This is a genomic window from Shouchella miscanthi (assembly GCF_007725405.1).
Taxonomy (GTDB): domain Bacteria; phylum Bacillota; class Bacilli; order Bacillales; family Bacillaceae_D; genus Shouchella; species Shouchella hunanensis.
Genome location: NZ_CP042163.1, coordinates 4029410 through 4047425, shown reverse-complemented (window position 1 = coordinate 4047425; position 18016 = coordinate 4029410). Strand labels below are relative to the sequence as shown.

Here is an 18016-nt window from a genome sequence, read left to right as displayed (position 1 = left end):
AGCCATTAGGGCTGCTTTTTTGGTTTTGATCATGTATACGTAGAGTGGAATAAATCCATTTAATATGTATATTTGTGCTATTTAATAGGTGAATTTGCTACTTTACAATAAGAAAAATAATATTATCCTTAGAATAAGTTATCAATAAAGAAAGCGCTATCAATCAGGGGGAATATGGAATGAGTGATTTGAAATTAAAAGAAACAGGACGGAATCGATTCTTAACGGATGAGATCTATGGTATAAGGTTGCCTTTATATTTGGCTCTATTGATTCCAGCAATTCTTTGTTTGTATTTAAATATTTTACCAATAAATATTATTACAGGATTAATGATTACCATGGGATTAGGTGGGCTGTTTCTATGGATTGGAGATTCGATTCCTAAATTTTCAGAGTTTGGGGGAGGTACATTACTCTGCATTTTTTTACCTGCGGTGCTCATATTTGTTGGGGTCTTGCCAGAATCAATGTCAGAGATTGCTCAAAATTTTTATAGTGGATTTGGATTTCAAGATTTTATCGTAGCTGGATTAATTGTTGGGAGTATTTTAAGTATTAAAAGAGAAGTTCTGATTACAGTTGGTTTGAAGATGCTTATTCCTCTTATGACAACCATTTTATTAGGTGCATTAGTAGGTGGGTTATTAGGTCAGTTATTTGGTTTAGGTTTTAAATACACAATATTATTGATTGTCGCTCCCATTATGGCAAGTGGTTTAACGACGGGTGCCATTCCATTATCGCAAATATATGCAGACAATATGGGTGGTGTACCTTCTGATTTCTTTGATATTCTGGCACCTGCCGTCATGGTCTCCAATATTATTTGTATTCTATTAGCATCCATTCTTAATTTCCTCGGAAAAAGAAAGAAAACACCTTTTAAAGGTTTCTCAGGAAATGGTAATCCATTAAGAGTAAAAAACGATTCTTTTAAAGTGGAAGAAGGAAATCGTTTAGTTGAATCCATTAAAAATATAGGAATAGGCATAATGGTAGCTGGCGGTCTTTACATGTCAGGTGTCCTACTAAACGGGCTTTTTCCTTTCTTCCATACCTTTGTATGGTTAATTGTTTTAGCTGCCATTTTAAAACTGACGAACCTGCTACCGAATCAAATTAATAGTGGGGCCGAAGTGTGGTTTAATTTTATTAGTAGAGTATGGGTTCCTGCCGTCCTTGTAGCGATAAGTGCCAGCCTAATAGACGTAAATCGTGTACTAGATTTAATAACGAATCCAACAAATATGTTTGTAACGGTAATGGTCGTGGTAATTATTGCAACCATTGCAGGTTTTGCAGGGTGGATTATTGGTTTCTACTTCGTGGAATCGTCCATTATCTCAGGATTAGCTTTAGCAGACATGGGTGGAGTAGGAGATGTAGCAGTGTTAAAAGCAAGTGAACGAATGCAGCTCTTCCCATTTCTTCAGATTACCACGAGAATAGGTGGCGTTCTCACCATTGTCGTTATGAGTCTATTATCTGCAACGTAGTTTAATAAACACCCCCTGTTTTGTGACAGGGGGTGTTATTTTACCTGTGAATGTTCGTTTCTTCAAGGTTTTTTTTAGACACATAAGTAAATAGCTCAAGAGAGTGTTTTTTAGAGATGAACGGTTTTTTGTGAGTTAATTGATAACAAATGTAGGGTGGCGGAGTGTTTTCCAACTGATAGCTATAAAGCTTTCTTTCCATAGCGATCTTATGGGCTATCCATTCAGGAACAACCGCCCAATATTTTGAGTTTTCCAGTACACCGAGTAGGATGTTCATGTTATCTAATTTGAACTGCTGGTGAATCATTTCCCCGCACCAATATTCGTGCCACATTCTATAGTCTTCTCCCCATGGCATATAGAGTTCATATTTTGAATCTAGCTCGCTAATATTTAAACTTTTCCCACCTAGGTATTTCTTCGCGCTTATAACAACAAGTGGTGATTCAAAATATTTACTTACATTGACGTTCGGGCTGTTTCTAATGGCGAGAGAAAAACCAATATCAATGGAACGGTTTTCAATTTCATCGTAGAGTTCTTTTGAATGTAAGGTATGTGTTGATAAAAACAAGGAAGATGTGAGGGTACTAATCTCTTTATAAACTTCTGGAAGAAAAAAAGTATTAAAGCTATCAACTGAACCTACGCTTAAAACCGATTTAGGACCACGCTTCTTTAATAAATCCATTTCTTTATCAATGTGATCCCATTGTTCTGCTAATCTCAGGAATTCCTCTCCAGCAGGCGTTAGCTTAATCTCTTTAACGCCTTTTCCTCGTTCTATTAACTTAAATCCTAATTCTGTCTCAGCGATCATAAGTCTTTGGCTAATGGTGGTTTGTGCGATATGCAGCTCTTTTGCTGCCGCACTTAATGACTTCTTTTTAACAACTGCTAAAAATGTTTCTATAAAATTTAAATTCATAACAGACCACCTTATAACATATTTATCGTTATTTAATAAGCTTAATACCTATTTTACATTAATAAACCTACTAGATAAACTTAATACAATGATAACGCTATCAAGATGACGAGGTGTACAGGTGAAACCATTTAAAATTCTCTTAACGGAGCATATTGACGTAAACGCAATGAAAACACTTGAAGAATACTGTACCATTACACAGGATGTTAATGAGATTGATGTTGTTGACGGTATGATTATTAGAGCTGAAAAAGTCACTCGGGATATGATTGCCAAAGCAAAAAACTTAAAAGTCATTGGAAAACATGGTGTTGGATACGATTCCATTGACATTAAAGCAGCAAAAGAATATGGCATCAACGTTGTATACACCCCACAAGCGAATATTCAATCTGTAGGTGAATTAATTATTGCGTTAGCCATGAACATGGCTCGTAATGTGAGTTTGAGCTTCGAAAGAGGAAAGCAAGACAAAAATAAAACAATCGCGCCAAAAGAACTAACGGGGTATCAATTAAGTAAAAAAACATTTGGTATTGTGGGTGCGGGAAAAATTAGTAGAATAGCAGCTACGATTGCAAAACAAGGATTTAATATGGAAGTCCTTGCCTATGATCCATACATTTCTAGAGAAGAGTGTGATCAATTAGGCATTCAAAAAGTTGATTTAGATTTATTGATGACTTCAGCAGATTTCGTTTCGATTAGTGTTCCATTGACGGAGAATACAAAGCACTTAATAAATGAATCGAAGCTTCAATTAATGAAACCAAGTGCAATTCTTATCAACACATCTAGGGGTGGAGTAGTGGACGAGGAAGCTCTTTATAACGCTTTAATTCATAAACATATTTACGCTGCAGCAAGTGATGTTTTTGTAAAAGAACCACCAACGAGTGAGAACAAGCTTTTAAGCTTGGAAAATTTTGTTGCTACACCTCATATTGGAGCCAACACCCATGAAGCAATGGCTCTTATGGGGTCTACCGTAGTGAACGAAGTGCTTCTTGTATTGAGGGATGAAAAACCAAATTATAGTGTTCTTTAAAAAGGAGAATGTTTATGAGCGTAGGGAAGCGAATTTACACAAATAGAGAGAATTTGAATCCGGCTTTAGTGGATCGCTTTAGGGAATATCCTTCAGCAAATGTATCTGATTGTATGGAACGGTTGTATAGCATGAATGCCTATATCAAGCCATTCGGCAAACAAAAAAGGCTATTAGGTCAGGCTTTAACTGTCAAAGCATCCATTGCTGATAATATGTTATTTCACCAAGCACTCCTTATGGCGCAGCCTGGTGATGTCATTGTAGTGGAGGCTGGAAGAGATATGAATCATAGTATATGTGGAGATATTATGTATTCGATTGCAAAAAGTAAGAACATTGCCGGATTCGTTGTTGATGGGTGTATTCGTGATGTTGATTACCTTCAAAAGGAAGATTTCCCTGTGTTTGCTGCCGGTGTAACAGGAAGAGGACCTTATAAAAATGGCCCCGGTGAAGTAAATGTAGATATTTCTTGTGGGGGTCAGGTTGTACATCCCGGAGACATCATACTAGGGGATGAAGATGGCATTGTAGTTATTCCACCTTTAGAGGCTGAAGGTATCTTGGCAAAAGTTGAAACGTTAATTAAAAATGAGAATGAATCAATGGAAATCATACAAAGTGGCAATTGGAAAGAGAGTACGCTTGCAAAAAATATTGAAAAAACCCTTGAAGAGAATGGATATACATTTATTCATTAATATGGAATAATCAATTTACTAAATCATAAAGAAGGGGGACGAATACGGATGATTTACTATGCGGTGTTTTTACCTTTACTTGATTTGGAAAAAAGTCAAAAATATCGACCGCAGCATCTTGATTATCTAGAGCAAAAAAGAGATGAAGGCAAGATTTTTGTAAACGGTCCTTTTGTTGATGGAACCGGTGGATTGGTTATCTATCAAGTAAGTTCTTTAGAAGAAGTGAAAGAGATTGTTCAGAACGATCCCTATGTATTGAAAGGAGCAAGAGGTTTCGAAATCCATGAATGGGCTATGGTCGGTTTGTAATGAATTAAAAGAGCAGCCATAATAAACCCGATTGACGTTTCCGTTCAATCGGGCTTAGCTGGTTTTGTTTTATCAATTGAAGGATTGCATAATAGCATTTCCGAAATCTCTAACATCCTCCAAGTAATGATATCCTTCAGGGGACCCAAAACTATTAAATGCTCGTACAGCCACAATCTTCTCTTCTGGTATAGCTAGTAAGGTAACACCTGTATACCCTAGAATTTGAAACGCTCCCTTAGGTACTAACGGGCCTATTTCTGAATGTTTTGCTGATGAGTCTTTGACAAACCATAAAAAGCCATTTTGAGGGAGATCTTGATTTTTAAACCTTGGGCTTTGCAACGATGTAGCTAATTCAAGTATGTTAGGGTTTACAAGTTGTTTCCCTTTTACAACTCCTTTATTCAAGTGCAATTGTCCCCATGTTGCTAGTTCACGAACAGAAGCATACATATTCATTTTACTGCCATCTATATGCTTATCTGCGGACCAGTTTTTATCTTTAGGTTTACGTATGACTTCTACGAAAGTGTTGTCAAATTGATTATACCAATTTGTTTCTGTTAGGTTTAATGGTCGAAAAACTTCATCATTTACAATAGCTGCAATTGTTTTCCCTGTAGTATAGTTAACGATTGTAGATAATAATTCAATATTGATTCCTCGATATGCCCACCCAGTGCCAGCTGGAAATTCACGATCTATCTGGTTATTTCGTTGTATTAAACCATGTGAATGCGTTAATAGGTGACGAATCGTCGTTCCTTCAAACACAGCTTTTTGTTGTGAAGTAGGAAGATAACAAGTGATTTCTTCATCAATAGATTGAATATAACCATGATGAGCAGCATAAGCAACTGCAAAGCCTATGTAACTTTTTCTACATGATGCAAGGTGGAACTTTGAATCTGCTTGAATTAATCGAGCGTTCTCTTGTTTAGAGTGTGTTCCCCAGTATTCTTCTACAACTAGCTCATTATTGTGTAGAATCATAAGGGCAGCCCCAGTGCAATCAAGCTTTTTAAATGATTTTTTTACTGAATTTCGAACGATCAAGAAGTTGTTCCGCGATAGTAAAGACATATATTGAAAACCCCCTTCTTTCTTTTCTATTCCTCATCAAAAGCAAAACCCCCTTTTTGATTCCTACTCGAAGATTTAACTTACGATGAAAAAGAAAACTCGATATATGTAAAAAGCGAGCGACAATACATGAGTCGTTGTCTTACATCTCTTCACTCAGTAAGAAATTCATTCGGACAATTAAGTCGTTCGTTTCTTGTCTAACTTGAAAGTAAAGCTCTTCAAATTCTTCTTTATTCTCTGCTGGGTTTTCGAATTGCCCTAATTGTCCCCACATTTGATGCAGGTCTTGTATAAGTTCAAATAATTGCATGTCATACACCGTTTGAGGTGCAGGGAAGAGAACCATCGGAGAGCCAAGCTTTTCAAATTCTTCTAATAGAATGGGGAGGGCATCATGGTTATACAGATCTTCGTGAACAATATAGTCTATGTTATGAATAGGTGCAGTGGTGAGGTAAATCATTTGCATGACGCCTCTTTCTAAGTTTGTGGCTTCCTCCCATGTTCGGTATTCTGAGGGATCTTTTCCTTCAAGCTCTTGTGGCGGTGAAAGCATGACGAATTTGTAGGCTTCTTCACGCAAGTCCTCATCCAGTTGAAAAGCCTCTGCTTCTACTATATTTATAAAAACATCTGAATAATTGGTGACATGGACGATATTCTCGTCTTCTGGGTTTGTAATGTTTCGTACCGGATCTTCGTCTAAACCAAAATAAATACGACCGTCCTCGTCCATATACTCATCTACAATCTCAATTTGAGTATGCGCGTGTTTAATGTTCCCATCATCGTCGTAAGGGGACTCCATCGGTACGGTTGGAATTCGAAGCGCTTCCAATTCGCTCTCACTAAGCTCTTCATTTGATGTATCTGTAGGTTCTTTCTCATCACCTTCGGTCGTTGTTTGTGAGTCTGCTTGATTTGAATTGTTTGTAACCTCTTCTTCCTCTGATTCATGAACAGTAGAATTGGAGTGCTCTTCATTGTCGCTGCTTGTTTCTTCACTTGCATTGCCCCCGCAAGCAACTAAAAAGCCGCATGCAAAAGATAAAACCAAGAACTTTCTCATCTAATCCAACCTTTCATTTGTGATAAAACTATTCTATCATGCCTCATGAACCAATAACTGGAATCGTTTATGTGAGACTAGACCAAAAATAAATTTAATAATTTTTTAAAAACAGTTACCGCTCAATTAAACTTCTCGCCAAATTCTAGTAAACTCAGTTACTGTCATTCCATCGAATTTCAATAGAAAGACATCAGGCTTTGTAGTCTCCATTAGAAAGTCAAAACCGATATGTTTAATGAAATTGCGAATCATTATTGTCATTACAAATCCATGAGTACTAATCGCAATTCTTTTTCCTTTAAAGTTTCTTAGTACTCTTTCTAATCCAAATATCGCTCTATCTAGACACTGATTATACGTTTCGCCGCCTAGTATTGCGTATTCATGGTTCGAGAACATTTTTTTTACAAGAGGGTAAACTTGCTCATTAGGTACAACTTTGTCCCCTTTTGAAAATGTACACTCTTTAAAGTTTTCGCATAGTAGTATTTCCTTTCCAGATTCAGTAGCTAATTCCTCTATTGAAAGAAGAGCACGAGTATAAGGACTTGAAATAAAAACCTCTATATCTTCATTCCTTAACAATGTAGTTAACTTACTCGCATCAATTTTTCCTTTTCGAGTTAGACCTCTTCGTTCTTCACTACCACCCAGTTTTGGTGATTCACAATGTCTTATCATGTAAATACGCGTTTCCAAAATTAACACTCCTATGAAACTTTATCGACAAGCTAAGCAGCCGTTTTTTTATTTCAACTTTTCGTTTCCTCACCTTTCACGCAAACGTGATGTGTGGCGCTCTTGCGCTTCGATCTTTTTAACTTTTCGGTAATGGGTCTGCATGCCAACGTAAACACCTACTGCAATGACGGTAATCGCCAAGGCGATCATCCAAGTCCAGTATAGTAATGATAGCATTATAGCGCCAATGGCCATTTAGAACACCTTCCTTTTTAGTTGTAGTTTTCCATACCCTTCTTTGGCTGTAAATAAAAGCAAAAAAGAAAAAACTGTGTGCTTATGGCAACACAGCTTAATCTAGTTTTTTAAGTGGTTCCTTTGCGGGGCCTTCAATGACCTCTCCTTTATAGGAAAAGCGGGAGCCGTGGCATGGGCAATCCCATGTGAGGTCGGCATGATTCCAGTTGCATTCGCACCCCATATGGGTACAAGTTGTATCAACTAGGTGAAGGTTCCCTCGCTCATCTTTAAACGCTCCAGCTCGTTTGCCGTCGTGTTTAACAACTGCTCCTTGACCATTTTCTAGTTCAGTGACGTCTTCATAATCATTTTGTACTTTCCCTTGTATCAAGTGTTTGGCAACGTCTGCGTTTTCAGTCAGAAAATGTTTAATGCTTGGGTCGGAATGGAAGCGCATTGGTTTGTATAAGTCTGAATACAGGCTATTTCCATCGACAATTAAATCAGTGAGTACTTGTGCTGCGCATATGCCACCTGTCATCCCCCATTTTCGATAGCCAGTTGCGATAAATACATTCTTTTGTAAGGAGGAGAGTGGTCCAATGTATGGAATATTATCTAGAGTCGTTAAATCCTGTGCAGACCACTCCTGTTCGGCTGTAAAATTGCTAAATTGTTCATCTGCAAAAGTGCGCAAGGCGTCGTAATGATTTCGAGCATCCATTCCTTGTCCGGCTTTGTGGTGATCCCCTCCTACTAGAATGTAGGTTTTTCCATTCATTTCTGCGCTACGAAGCGATCGTTTTGGCTGTTCAGCACTCAGGTACATGCCACCAGCCCATGCTTCACTCGTTGTGCCAGCAACAACGTATGAGCGGTCCGCTTTTAATCGTGTCATATAAAGCCCGCCGCCATCAATGAACGGAAAATGTGTAGCAGCAATGACTTTTTTGGCAGTGACCGTATGACCGTCTTTCGTGTGTACGATAGCGGAACCGTTGTCATGACTCACTTTTTGACAAACGGTGTGTTCAAACAGTTGGGCACCTTTTTTGTTTAACTCATCGCATAGGAAGGATATGTATGCGAGTGGGTGAAACTGCGCTTGATTTGGTACTTTTAAAGCTGCACGTATGGTAAGATTGATTGGTAGTTCTGTCACCCATTCGTGTGGGATGGCTAACTGTTCATATGCCTTTTTTTCACGCTTTAACCGGTGTTCGCCGTGATGTGTGGTTGCATAAAGGTAGGTGTCTTCATCTGAGAATCCGCACTCTATTTGCTTGTCTTTCACAAGCTTACGTACGTAAGCAAGTGCATCGTTTTGAGATTGGTAGTATTGCTGTGCTTTTTCTTTTCCTACATGAGAAAGAAGTTCATCGTAAATAAAATCGTGTTGAACGGTTAACTTGGCTGTGCTATGACCTGTGGTACCTCGTCCGAATGATGTGGCATCTAGAACCGCCACTTGTTTTCCAGATTCAGCAAGTAAATAAGCTGAGGTTAAACCGGTTATACCACCGCCGACAATAGCGATATCAACGTCGATATCTTGGGTTAAATGGGGGTAAGACTTATCGTGAGAAGACAGTTGCCAAATGGATGTTAATGGTTGTTTCATTTCACTCATATTCGAGCCTCCAAAGTTTTTTCTCTTATTACAATTGACCAGTCTGGCAATTTTTAGACATGAAACAGAAGAAAAACAGGAGAGGAAAGAGAATTCTAATCGAATGTTCGAGATATTGACATGTTATAGTAGCTTTAATTGGAGTACAATTGTACGAAAGTTTGGTTCGTGGGAGGCGAAATGTTTGTGAGTAAGAAGATTGAAAACAGTCTTTTGTTTGCATGGCTTGTATCGCTCGTCGCAACACTTGGATCGCTTTATTTTTCTGAAATTAAAGGATTCGAGCCTTGTGCGCTTTGTTGGTACCAGCGAATTTTTATGTATCCACTTGTTCTTCTAATTGGAGTCGGTATTATTCGTAAAGATACAGGCGTCGCCATCTATTCAGCTATTTTATCAGGAATTGGTATGGTCATTTCTATTTACCATTACGCTATTCAAAAGCTTCCGGTAAATGAAGATGATGTGCTTGGTTGTGGCCTTGTCTCTTGTTCAGGAGAATATATAAACTGGTTAGGATTTATTACGATTCCATTTCTTGCAGGAACCGCATTTATTCTTATTTTTATTACAAGTCTATACACGATTAAAAAGCGTAAGGAGGAAGTTGCGTGAAGAAATTACTTTGGATTGGTGGCGCTGTTGTTGCCGTTTTTATTATTTTGATTGTGATACAGAATATGGGGCAAAGTCAGCAGCTTGAAAATAATACACAGTACGACACAGATGATTTGGATTCAGCAACGATTGATCAGCTTGATGATCCAAACTATCAAAATATTATTATGCCGGACGATTTAGAAGAAAAACTTGCAAATGGCGAAGATGCCATTGTTTATTTCTTTTCTCCTGTGTGTAGCTATTGTAAAGAAGCGACACCGGTTTTAATGGATGTTGCAGGTGATGAAGAGATAACGGTTGACCAATACAACGTGCTAGAATACGATTCAGCAACGTATAACATCCAATCAACGCCTACGTTAATTGCGTTTGAAAATGGTGAAGAAGTCCGTCGTGTTGTTGGAAACCAGCCGCCAGAGACATTCAGAGCCTTTTTAAATGGTGAAGAAGTCCCTAGTTCATAAGAACATAATAAGCATGCGCTGCCGTTGCGCATGCTTTCTTTTATGAGCGGACGCAGTTGGTAACTGCAGCAAGAGGCGGCGAATGTGGTAAAGTCCATGCTGGTCGTAAGATGTATGGGTAGCCATTGGGCAGAAAAAACCGTGTTATTATTTTTTAAAATTGGTTAAACTAAGTGTAGGGACCGCTGTTACGAGCGATACGTAAGTCAGTCAGTGGATGAATGTTGACTGTTAAAAGGAAAGCAGCTATTGCGGATATTTAAATAGTATGGTAAGATATTTGCTTGAGTACAGATGAGCGCCTATGATGTATAGTTGTAGATTTTAAGCAATCAAGAGAGCTTTAAGGCTGTCTCGATGTTCAAAGCGAGCCGACTTCACTGGCTTTTTGCATCAAGACAGCCTTTTCGATGCGTTTAAGGCGCTTAAATATAAAAAAATGAGGAGTTTTTAACACTTGACACAGTTTGATCAATTTGGTCTGGACACACGTGTTGTTCAAGCCATCACAAATATGGGCTTTACAGAGCCTACGCCTATCCAACAGCAAACAATAGAACTTGTAAAAGACGGTGAGGATGTCATCGGGCAAGCGCAAACCGGAACAGGGAAGACAGGCGCATTCGGTATTCCAATGGTGGATCGTATTGATGCATCGCAACCAGTTTTACAAGGGCTTGTTCTAGCACCTACTCGTGAACTTGCGAATCAAGTAGAGCAGTCGATTCGTCAGTTTGGACGTGAAAAAGGGGTTCGTACCGTTGTTGTATACGGTGGAGAAGACTTTGGGAAGCAAATTCGCGCATTAAAAGCAAAGCCGCATGTCATTGTTGCAACGCCAGGTCGTTTAATGGACCATATGCGCAGAGGTACGGTTCGTTTGCAAACGATTGAGACGGTTGTGCTTGACGAAGCAGACGAAATGCTAAACATGGGCTTCATTGAAGATATCGAAACAATCTTAGCGGAAACGCCACAAGATACAAGACAAACGCTTTTGTTTTCAGCGACAATGCCTCGCCGTATGGAGTCACTAGCAAGCAAATTTATGAAAAACCCGAAACGTATTGCGGTTAAAGCAAAAGAAGTAACAATGGAAAATATTGCTCAGCAATATGTTGAAGTGCATGAGCGTGAGAAGTTTGATGTGTTCTGTCGTTTACTTGACTTAGAAACACCTGAACTTTCAATCGTTTTTGGTCGTACGAAGCGTCGTGTAGATGAGCTTTCAGAAGCACTTATCAAGCGTGGCTACCGTGCAGAGGGCTTACATGGTGATTTAAATCAAGCGAAGCGTAACAGCGTCTTGCGTAAATTTAAGAGTGGCTTAATTGACATCTTAGTTGCAACAGATGTGGCTGCCCGTGGATTAGATATTAGCGGTGTAACCCACGTATTTAACTTTGATTTACCACAGGATCCTGAGAGTTACGTACACAGAATTGGACGTACAGGTCGTGCTGGAAGATCAGGAATTGCGATTACTCTTTCAACGAAGCCAGAGCGTGACCACGTAAAATTAATTGAAAAAGTTTCCAAAAAGCGTATGACGGCACGTCCGAAACCTACGTACGATGAAGCGTTAGCTGGACAGAAACAACTTGTACTCAACCAGCTTCGTGAGTTAACAACGGAAGGCGATCAGGACCATTACCGTGTGGAAGCAAAAGAAATATTACAAGAAACAGACGCAGTTACTGCCTTATCGGCAGCATTGAAGCTTTTAACAAAAGAGCCGAATGAAACGCCTGTTGCACTAACAAGTGAAGCACCACTTCGTTCGAAAAAGCGTCATGATGGCCGTGGTGGAAATGGCGGAAACGGTGGAAACCGTCGTCGTGATGGACGTAGCAAAGATCGTCGTAACGCTTTTAACCAGAAGCGTAGCAGAAGCGATCAGCCAAAAGGCGGTCAAAAGCGCCAATGGGCAAAGCGCTCGTCTTAACAGTATGAAAAAAACCTGTCGCTTTTCGGCAGGTTTTTTCTGTATAGCAATAGAGAATTATGATACGATCATAAAAGCATAATTTATATCATACATAAGCATGGGGATCGAAAAAGGAGAGATGACAGTGATTAAACGAACAGGTGAAAGAGTTCTTGGTATTATAGGGATCGTTTTATTTTTTCTAGGTACATTGTTTTTGGGTGCGCTAGCTGTTGGAGCTGATCAGGGATTATTTGAGGAATTTCTATTTGAAATGACAGATGAAAATAGTGAGTTTGTGGAGTCTGGCACTGAGCCGCTAACCGAAGAGGAAGCCAATGCAGCGATTGAAATGCTTGAAATGGTGAACTTCGGATTGTTAACGGCAGGATCTCTTATCCCAGCAATCGCTGGTATTGTAGCGGTCGTGATGGTGAAGAAAAAGCCCATCGTTGCCAGTATTTTGTTTTTAGGATCGGCAATTTTTTATGGAGCGACGAGCTTCATGCTATTTTTGGTACTTATTCCAGCAGTGCCATTAATCCTCTATTTAATTGCCGGCATTATGGCGCTTGTGCGTAAGCCGAAAGAACCGTTAGAGCCAGTAGATCAAGTTTAATATTTGAAAAAAGCGCTATAAGCTCGGGTGATTTTTTGAAAATCCAATGGCTTATAGCGTTTTTTGAATGCAAAGGAGTCAACTTTATAAGTAGTCATAAAACTGATTTGAACGAACGATTATTTATATTTATTTCTTCCTTTTGAAACGTTCGGCTTTATTCATAGGTTCACGAGCTATGAAATTGTCTAAATAAAACGTTAATGACGGGCATTGAATAAATTTTTTAAATAGCGATCCTTTACCTTAACAGAGTGAATAATGTGTCAGATTATCTAACAAAACGATTGCGCGCATGTCATATCCGTCATAGAGTAGTAGTAAGAAAAAGATGAGCATAACATCTACTAATCTAGGGGAGTGTTTCGAGATGGCAACTCAAGCGCCGACGAGAGAAAGTTTGTTAGAGACGATTCGGGAGACAATTGAAAAGAAGAATGTTGAGCTACTTCATATGCAATTCGTTGATATTGAAGGCATGCTAAAGCATGTAACCATTACAGCGGATCAGTTGGACCAAGCTGTAAATGGGCAAACCATGTTTGATGGTTCTTCTATTACGGGTTTCACACCAATCAATCAGTCAGATCTTTATTTAAACCCTGATTTATCGACATTTGCTGTGTTACCTTGGACAGAGGAAGAAGGCTATTCAGAAGCGAGATTTTTGTGTAGTGTAAAAAAGCCTGATGGCTCTGACTTTGATGGAGATCCTCGTAACATTTTAAAGAAGACGGTTAAGCGTGCAGCAGACAAAGGATATTCAATCAGTGTCGGGCCTGAGCTAGAGTTTTTCTTATTTGATACAGATGAATTTGGTCAACCAACGCTTCGCACACAGGATGTCGGTGGTTATTTTGAACCGTCACCTAAAGATGATGGGGAGAAAGTTCGTTTAGCCATTTATAAAGCTCTACGTATGATGGGCTTCACAATTGAAGCGTCTCACCACGAAGTAGCGATTGGACAGCACGAAATTAATTTTAAATATTCTGACGCTCTTGGCTCTGCCGATGCAGCGACAACTTATAAATGGGTCGTAAAAACTGTAGCAAAGCAGTTCGGCTTACATGCAACGTTTATGCCTAAACCACTTGGTGGGGAAAATGGAAATGGCATGCACGTGAACATGTCTCTATTTGATATCGAGAAGCAAGAGAACAGCTTCTATAACGAAGACGACAAGATCGCACTATCCAAAACAGCGTATCACTTTATTGCTGGATTGCTTGATAACGTAAAAGACTTTGTTGCGGTGACAAATCCGCTTGTTAACTCCTATAAGCGTCTTGTTCCTGGTTACGAAGCGCCTTGTTATATTGCTTGGTCTGCTTCAAACCGTTCAGCGCTTGTGCGTATTCCAGCGACAAGAGGAGCAGGGACGAGAGTAGAAATTCGTTGTCCAGATCCATCTGCAAATCCATATCTTGCATTTGCCGTTGTGGCTGCAGCTGGTTTAGACGGTGTGGAAAATGAAAAAGAATGTCCGGCTTCTGTTGACGCAGATATTTTTAACATGTCACTAGCGGAAATTAGTGAGCGTGGGATTGAAAACCTACCAACAAGCTTGGAATCAGCTATCGACCGCTTCGAAGCAGGTTCTATTGGGCGCGAAACATTTGGTGAGCATGCGTTTGGCGAGTATATTGAGTTAAAACGTGGCGAGTGGGATGATTTCCGCACAAGTGTTCATGCATGGGAGCTTACAGCTTACCAAAGCAAGTTTTAAGACAGCCTAACGAAACCACTGACACGAGTCAGTGGTTTTTTTATTCGCTCTGAGGCTTAATTCCGGATGGTAAGGAGACAGGATCAAACGAATACAAAGACGCTGATACGCCGTTATACGGAACAATGGTGTATTCTTGCTCGAATGTAAGGTCCTCTGCATTAAAAGGTGCGACAATAAGAGAATCGTTCGTTGTCGTCAAAACGATATGAGTTCTCTCTTCATGATTAAATAACAAGTAGTCTGTCTGATTACTAGCTAGATAATGACCAATAAAAAAAGAAAGTTGCGGGAGAAGGATTAGAATAACGATGCTAAATAAGAGCTGTTTCTCTAGTTTTGTATCTTTTATAAAGGCTGGCACATAATCGCGCCAATTCCAATCGTCATATGGGATGATTAATTTTTCTAAAAAAATGGTTTTATAATTCTTTATGCGTCCATAAAATAAAGGAACGATGAAATAATAAGCAGCAATGGCAAAAGGAATAAAGTAAAAGATCGATTGGTCGTACAAAAACGCAATAGCTGGATAAAAAAGAAACCAAGGAAAAATGTGTCGCGCTACTTTTGACCAAAAATAAGGTAGCTGTTTATAATACCAGTTTAGTACAATTTGAATGACCAGAATGGCAATAATAAAAATAAAAACCGCAGTCATGGCGATGATGATATGATTTAAATAAATTTGTCCAAAAAGGATTTCATTGATTTGGTAATAGTCAAATTGCCCCATTTGATAACGGTAGGCAACTAAGTAACCGAGGATTGTCGCAGAGGCAATGAGTAAAGCAGAATCAATTGAAAGAATTTGTTTTGTTAATTGGTGTGGATGATGCTGTGCAATTCGTCTTTTAGGATGAGTCATCAGTTGTTCTCCCTTTCATGTCAGTCGTTGACAATTGTAGCATGAAACCCTACACTTTAGTTATTAGAATGATCGAAATGGAGTGAAAGACATGAATGTTCGATCTTGTCGGTATCTCGTTATAAGGAACAGGAGCTGTTCGCTTTGAAATGAAGTTCATTTCAGCGGGCAGCTTCTTTTTTATAGCTTTAATGAACTAGAGGGGTGAAGCTATGATTTATTTAACTGGAAAAACATTAGGAATGGAAGATGTGCAAAAGGTTTTACGGCAAAGCGAACAAGTGGCGATTGATTCTTCATGTATCCCATCCATTGATAACAGTCGGGCGGCTGTCGAGGAAATTGTGGATCAACAACGGACGGTTTACGGAATCAATACTGGTTTTGGTAAGTTTAGTGATGTCCGAATTGACAAAGAGGATGTAGAAGAGTTACAACGTAATTTGTTAGTGTCCCATGCGTGTGGAGTCGGTCCGTTCTTTGAGAAGGCTGTAACAAAGACGATGATGCTGTTACGGGCAAATGCACTTGTAAAAGGGTACTCTGGCATTCGAATAGAGGTGATACAGCGGCTCCTTGATTTTGTTAATATGGATGTCTATCCGTGCGTGCCTCAGAAAGGTTCCCTTGGAGCTAGTGGGGATTTAGCACCGCTCGCTCATTTATCCCTGCCATTAATTGGTGAAGGGGACGTGTGGTATAGAGGTGTAAAGAGACCGACTCTTGAGGTCTTGCAAATGCTTGGTATGGCACCGATTCGTTTACAAGCAAAAGAAGGATTGGCGCTCATTAATGGTACTCAAGCAATGACTGCAACAGGTGTTATAGCGTACTTAGAAGCAGAAAAGCTAGCTTATGATGCAGAGAAGATCGCTTCTTTAACTTTAGAAGGATTAGAAGGAATTATGGATGCGTTTGATGAATCTATTCATAGAGCTAGAGGGTATCCAGAGCAAATGGCTTGTGCAGCTCGTATAAGAGCGTATTTAAAGGATAGTCAGTTAGTGACCACTCAAGGGAAAAAGCGGGTTCAAGACGCCTATTCATTACGCTGTATTCCGCAAGTACATGGGGCAACATGGCAGACTCTAGGCTATGTAAAAGAGAAGCTCATCATTGAAATGAATGCAGCAACTGATAATCCTCTTATTTTTGAAGGTGGAAAAAAAGTCATTTCAGGAGGGAATTTTCATGGTCAGCCGATTGCATTGGCAATGGATTTTATGGCAATTGCGATGGCAGAGCTTGGGAATATTTCTGAACGACGAATTGAACGGTTAGTGAATCCGCAGCTTAGTGATTTGCCTCCATTTTTAAGTCCAGAGCCTGGGTTGCAGTCTGGTGCGATGATTATGCAGTATGTGGCGGCAGCCTTGGTGTCGGAGAACAAAACGCTCTCCCATCCTGCAAGTGTCGATTCAATCCCATCCTCGGGAAATCAAGAAGACCATGTGAGTATGGGGACAATTGGAGCTCGTCATGCATTGGAAATCGTTGCGAATGTGAGGCATGTTTATGCGATTGAAGCAATTTGCGCAATGGAGGCGACTTCTTATCGAGGTACGGAGAAAATGGCGACAGCTACCAGTGGGTGGCACGTTCAAATGAGGAAGATCGTTTCCGCCATTACAAAAGATCGTATGTTTGCCAAGGATATTGAGGCCCTTGCTACGTGGCTTAAGGAAGAAAAGAACGCATAATCGTGTCATCATGCGTTCTTCTGTTCTTACTTATTTTCAACGTTATAAGCACCGTGGGCAACGGAGCCAACGTAGTCATTTAATCGGCTACCATGTTTAATAGCAGCTGTAACGAAAGCTTTTGCTGTATAAATCGCTTCTTTTACATCGTGTCCTTTCGCTAATGAAGCGGCGATCGCAGCCGCGAATGTGCAGCCTGCACCGTGGGTATACGTTGTGTTAATTTCATCTGATTCGAGTAGGTGGAAGTCTTCACCGTCGTACCATACATCAACAGCTTGATTGGATTCAAGCTTACTACCGCCTTTAATGACCACATGCTTAGCACCAAGCCCATGAATGGCTTTTGCTGCGGTTTTCATATCTTCAAGAGAAGAAATGGCTACACCAGATAATTGTGTCGCTTCAAATAAGTTCGGTGTTACCACAAATGCTTTTGGTACAAGCACGTCTCGTAAGCATGCATCCGTTTCTGGATTTAACGCCTCATCCGCACCTTTACATACCATTACTGGATCAACAACGAGTTGATCAACGCCGTATTGGTCCACTTTTTCAGCGACGATGTTGATAATCTCAATCGAACCGAGCATTCCTGTTTTGACTGCATCTACGCCAATGCCTTTTAATACTGTATCAATTTGTTTAGCAACAATAGCGGGATCTTGTGGAAAGACTTCGTGTGCCCAGCCTTCAAATGGATTTTGAGCAACAATAGTCGTAAGGGCGTTCATTCCGTATACTTGTAACTCTTGGAACGTTTTTAAGTCGGCCTGAATACCTGCTCCACCACTTGTATCAGATCCTGCAATCGTTAACGCTTTGTATCGTTTCATGATTTCGTCTCTCCTTTATCTCTGTTGTGTCTATTATAGTAGA

At 39.7% G+C, this 18016-nt stretch carries 17 protein-coding genes; 10 read left to right on the top strand and 7 right to left on the bottom strand.

Annotated features, from left to right (window positions below; translation table 11 throughout):
* The first annotated feature begins 179 nt into the window (after positions 1-179).
* Positions 180-1499 (top strand): 2-hydroxycarboxylate transporter family protein, encoded by a 1320-nt coding sequence (locus FPV17_RS20655; RefSeq protein WP_051667688.1) that lies wholly within the window; start codon positions 180-182, stop codon positions 1497-1499.
* A gap of 40 nt (positions 1500-1539) precedes the next feature.
* Here FPV17_RS20655 and FPV17_RS20650 read toward each other — a convergent pair whose 3' ends face one another.
* Positions 1540-2430 carry a LysR family transcriptional regulator gene (locus FPV17_RS20650; protein WP_144560277.1) on the bottom strand — a complete coding sequence of 297 codons (891 nt, stop codon included), beginning with the start codon at positions 2428-2430 and terminating at the stop codon, positions 1540-1542.
* A gap of 121 nt (positions 2431-2551) precedes the next feature.
* On the opposite strand from FPV17_RS20650, the gene FPV17_RS20645 reads away from it, so the two are divergent.
* The 3 genes from FPV17_RS20645 to FPV17_RS20635 are packed head-to-tail and all read left to right on the top strand — an operon-like array spanning position 2552 to position 4497.
* The gene (locus tag FPV17_RS20645; protein WP_144560276.1) at positions 2552-3481 is read left to right on the top strand and encodes a hydroxyacid dehydrogenase; all 930 of its coding nucleotides are present in this window, start codon (positions 2552-2554) and stop codon (positions 3479-3481) included.
* A gap of 14 nt (positions 3482-3495) precedes the next feature.
* Positions 3496-4185 (top strand): RraA family protein, encoded by a 690-nt coding sequence (locus FPV17_RS20640; RefSeq protein ID WP_186370683.1) that lies wholly within the window; start codon positions 3496-3498, stop codon positions 4183-4185.
* A gap of 48 nt (positions 4186-4233) precedes the next feature.
* Positions 4234-4497, top strand: coding sequence for a YciI family protein (locus FPV17_RS20635; protein WP_035396483.1), 264 nt, complete (start codon positions 4234-4236; stop codon positions 4495-4497).
* 72 nt (positions 4498-4569) lie between these two features.
* Here the strand turns inward: FPV17_RS20635 and FPV17_RS20630 are convergent, their stop codons facing one another.
* The 4 genes from FPV17_RS20630 to FPV17_RS20615 form a co-directional block, all read right to left on the bottom strand.
* Positions 4570-5583 carry a serine hydrolase domain-containing protein gene (locus FPV17_RS20630; protein ID WP_052008120.1) on the bottom strand — a complete coding sequence of 338 codons (1014 nt, stop codon included), beginning with the start codon at positions 5581-5583 and terminating at the stop codon, positions 4570-4572.
* A 142-nt stretch (positions 5584-5725) separates the two neighbouring features.
* A complete protein-coding gene (locus FPV17_RS20625) occupies positions 5726-6655 on the bottom strand; it encodes a hypothetical protein (protein ID WP_144560274.1) in 930 nt (309 codons plus the stop codon).
* 126 nt (positions 6656-6781) lie between these two features.
* Positions 6782-7357: a histidine phosphatase family protein gene (locus FPV17_RS20620; RefSeq protein WP_144560273.1), complete on the bottom strand. Its 576-nt coding sequence runs from the start codon at positions 7355-7357 to the stop codon at positions 6782-6784.
* Positions 7358-7691: 334 nt separating this feature from the next.
* Positions 7692-9209: an FAD-dependent oxidoreductase gene (locus tag FPV17_RS20615; protein WP_144560272.1), complete on the bottom strand. Its 1518-nt coding sequence runs from the start codon at positions 9207-9209 to the stop codon at positions 7692-7694.
* 186 nt (positions 9210-9395) lie between these two features.
* Here FPV17_RS20615 and FPV17_RS20610 point away from each other — a divergent pair, with 186 nt between their 5' ends.
* From FPV17_RS20610 to glnA, 5 genes are all read left to right on the top strand, one after another.
* A complete protein-coding gene (locus FPV17_RS20610; RefSeq protein ID WP_035396518.1) occupies positions 9396-9824 on the top strand; it encodes a disulfide oxidoreductase in 429 nt (142 codons plus the stop codon).
* Positions 9821-10294, top strand: coding sequence for a thioredoxin family protein (locus tag FPV17_RS20605; protein ID WP_035396491.1), 474 nt, complete (start codon positions 9821-9823; stop codon positions 10292-10294). Before FPV17_RS20610 ends, FPV17_RS20605 begins: the two co-directional genes overlap by 4 nt.
* Before the next feature lie 457 nt (positions 10295-10751).
* Positions 10752-12239: a degradosome RNA helicase CshA gene (gene cshA / locus FPV17_RS20600; protein WP_038484257.1), complete on the top strand. Its 1488-nt coding sequence runs from the start codon at positions 10752-10754 to the stop codon at positions 12237-12239.
* Between the two features lie 127 nt (positions 12240-12366).
* Positions 12367-12840, top strand: coding sequence for a DUF4064 domain-containing protein (locus tag FPV17_RS20595; RefSeq protein WP_186370682.1), 474 nt, complete (start codon positions 12367-12369; stop codon positions 12838-12840).
* A 370-nt stretch (positions 12841-13210) separates the two neighbouring features.
* Entirely contained in the window at positions 13211-14569 is a 1359-nt protein-coding gene (gene glnA / locus FPV17_RS20590) for a type I glutamate--ammonia ligase (RefSeq protein ID WP_035396494.1), read from the top strand.
* Between the two features lie 40 nt (positions 14570-14609).
* Here glnA and FPV17_RS20585 read toward each other — a convergent pair whose 3' ends face one another.
* Positions 14610-15437 carry a hypothetical protein gene (locus FPV17_RS20585; protein WP_144560269.1) on the bottom strand — a complete coding sequence of 276 codons (828 nt, stop codon included), beginning with the start codon at positions 15435-15437 and terminating at the stop codon, positions 14610-14612.
* Between the two features lie 212 nt (positions 15438-15649).
* Between FPV17_RS20585 and hutH the strand changes: the two genes are divergently transcribed.
* Positions 15650-17137, top strand: coding sequence for a histidine ammonia-lyase (gene hutH / locus FPV17_RS20580; protein WP_144560268.1), 1488 nt, complete (start codon positions 15650-15652; stop codon positions 17135-17137).
* Positions 17138-17163: 26 nt separating this feature from the next.
* On the opposite strand, the gene pdxK is transcribed toward hutH, so the two are convergent.
* A complete protein-coding gene (gene pdxK, locus FPV17_RS20575; protein WP_060704421.1) occupies positions 17164-17973 on the bottom strand; it encodes a pyridoxine/pyridoxal/pyridoxamine kinase in 810 nt (269 codons plus the stop codon).
* Positions 17974-18016: the final 43 nt, after the last annotated feature.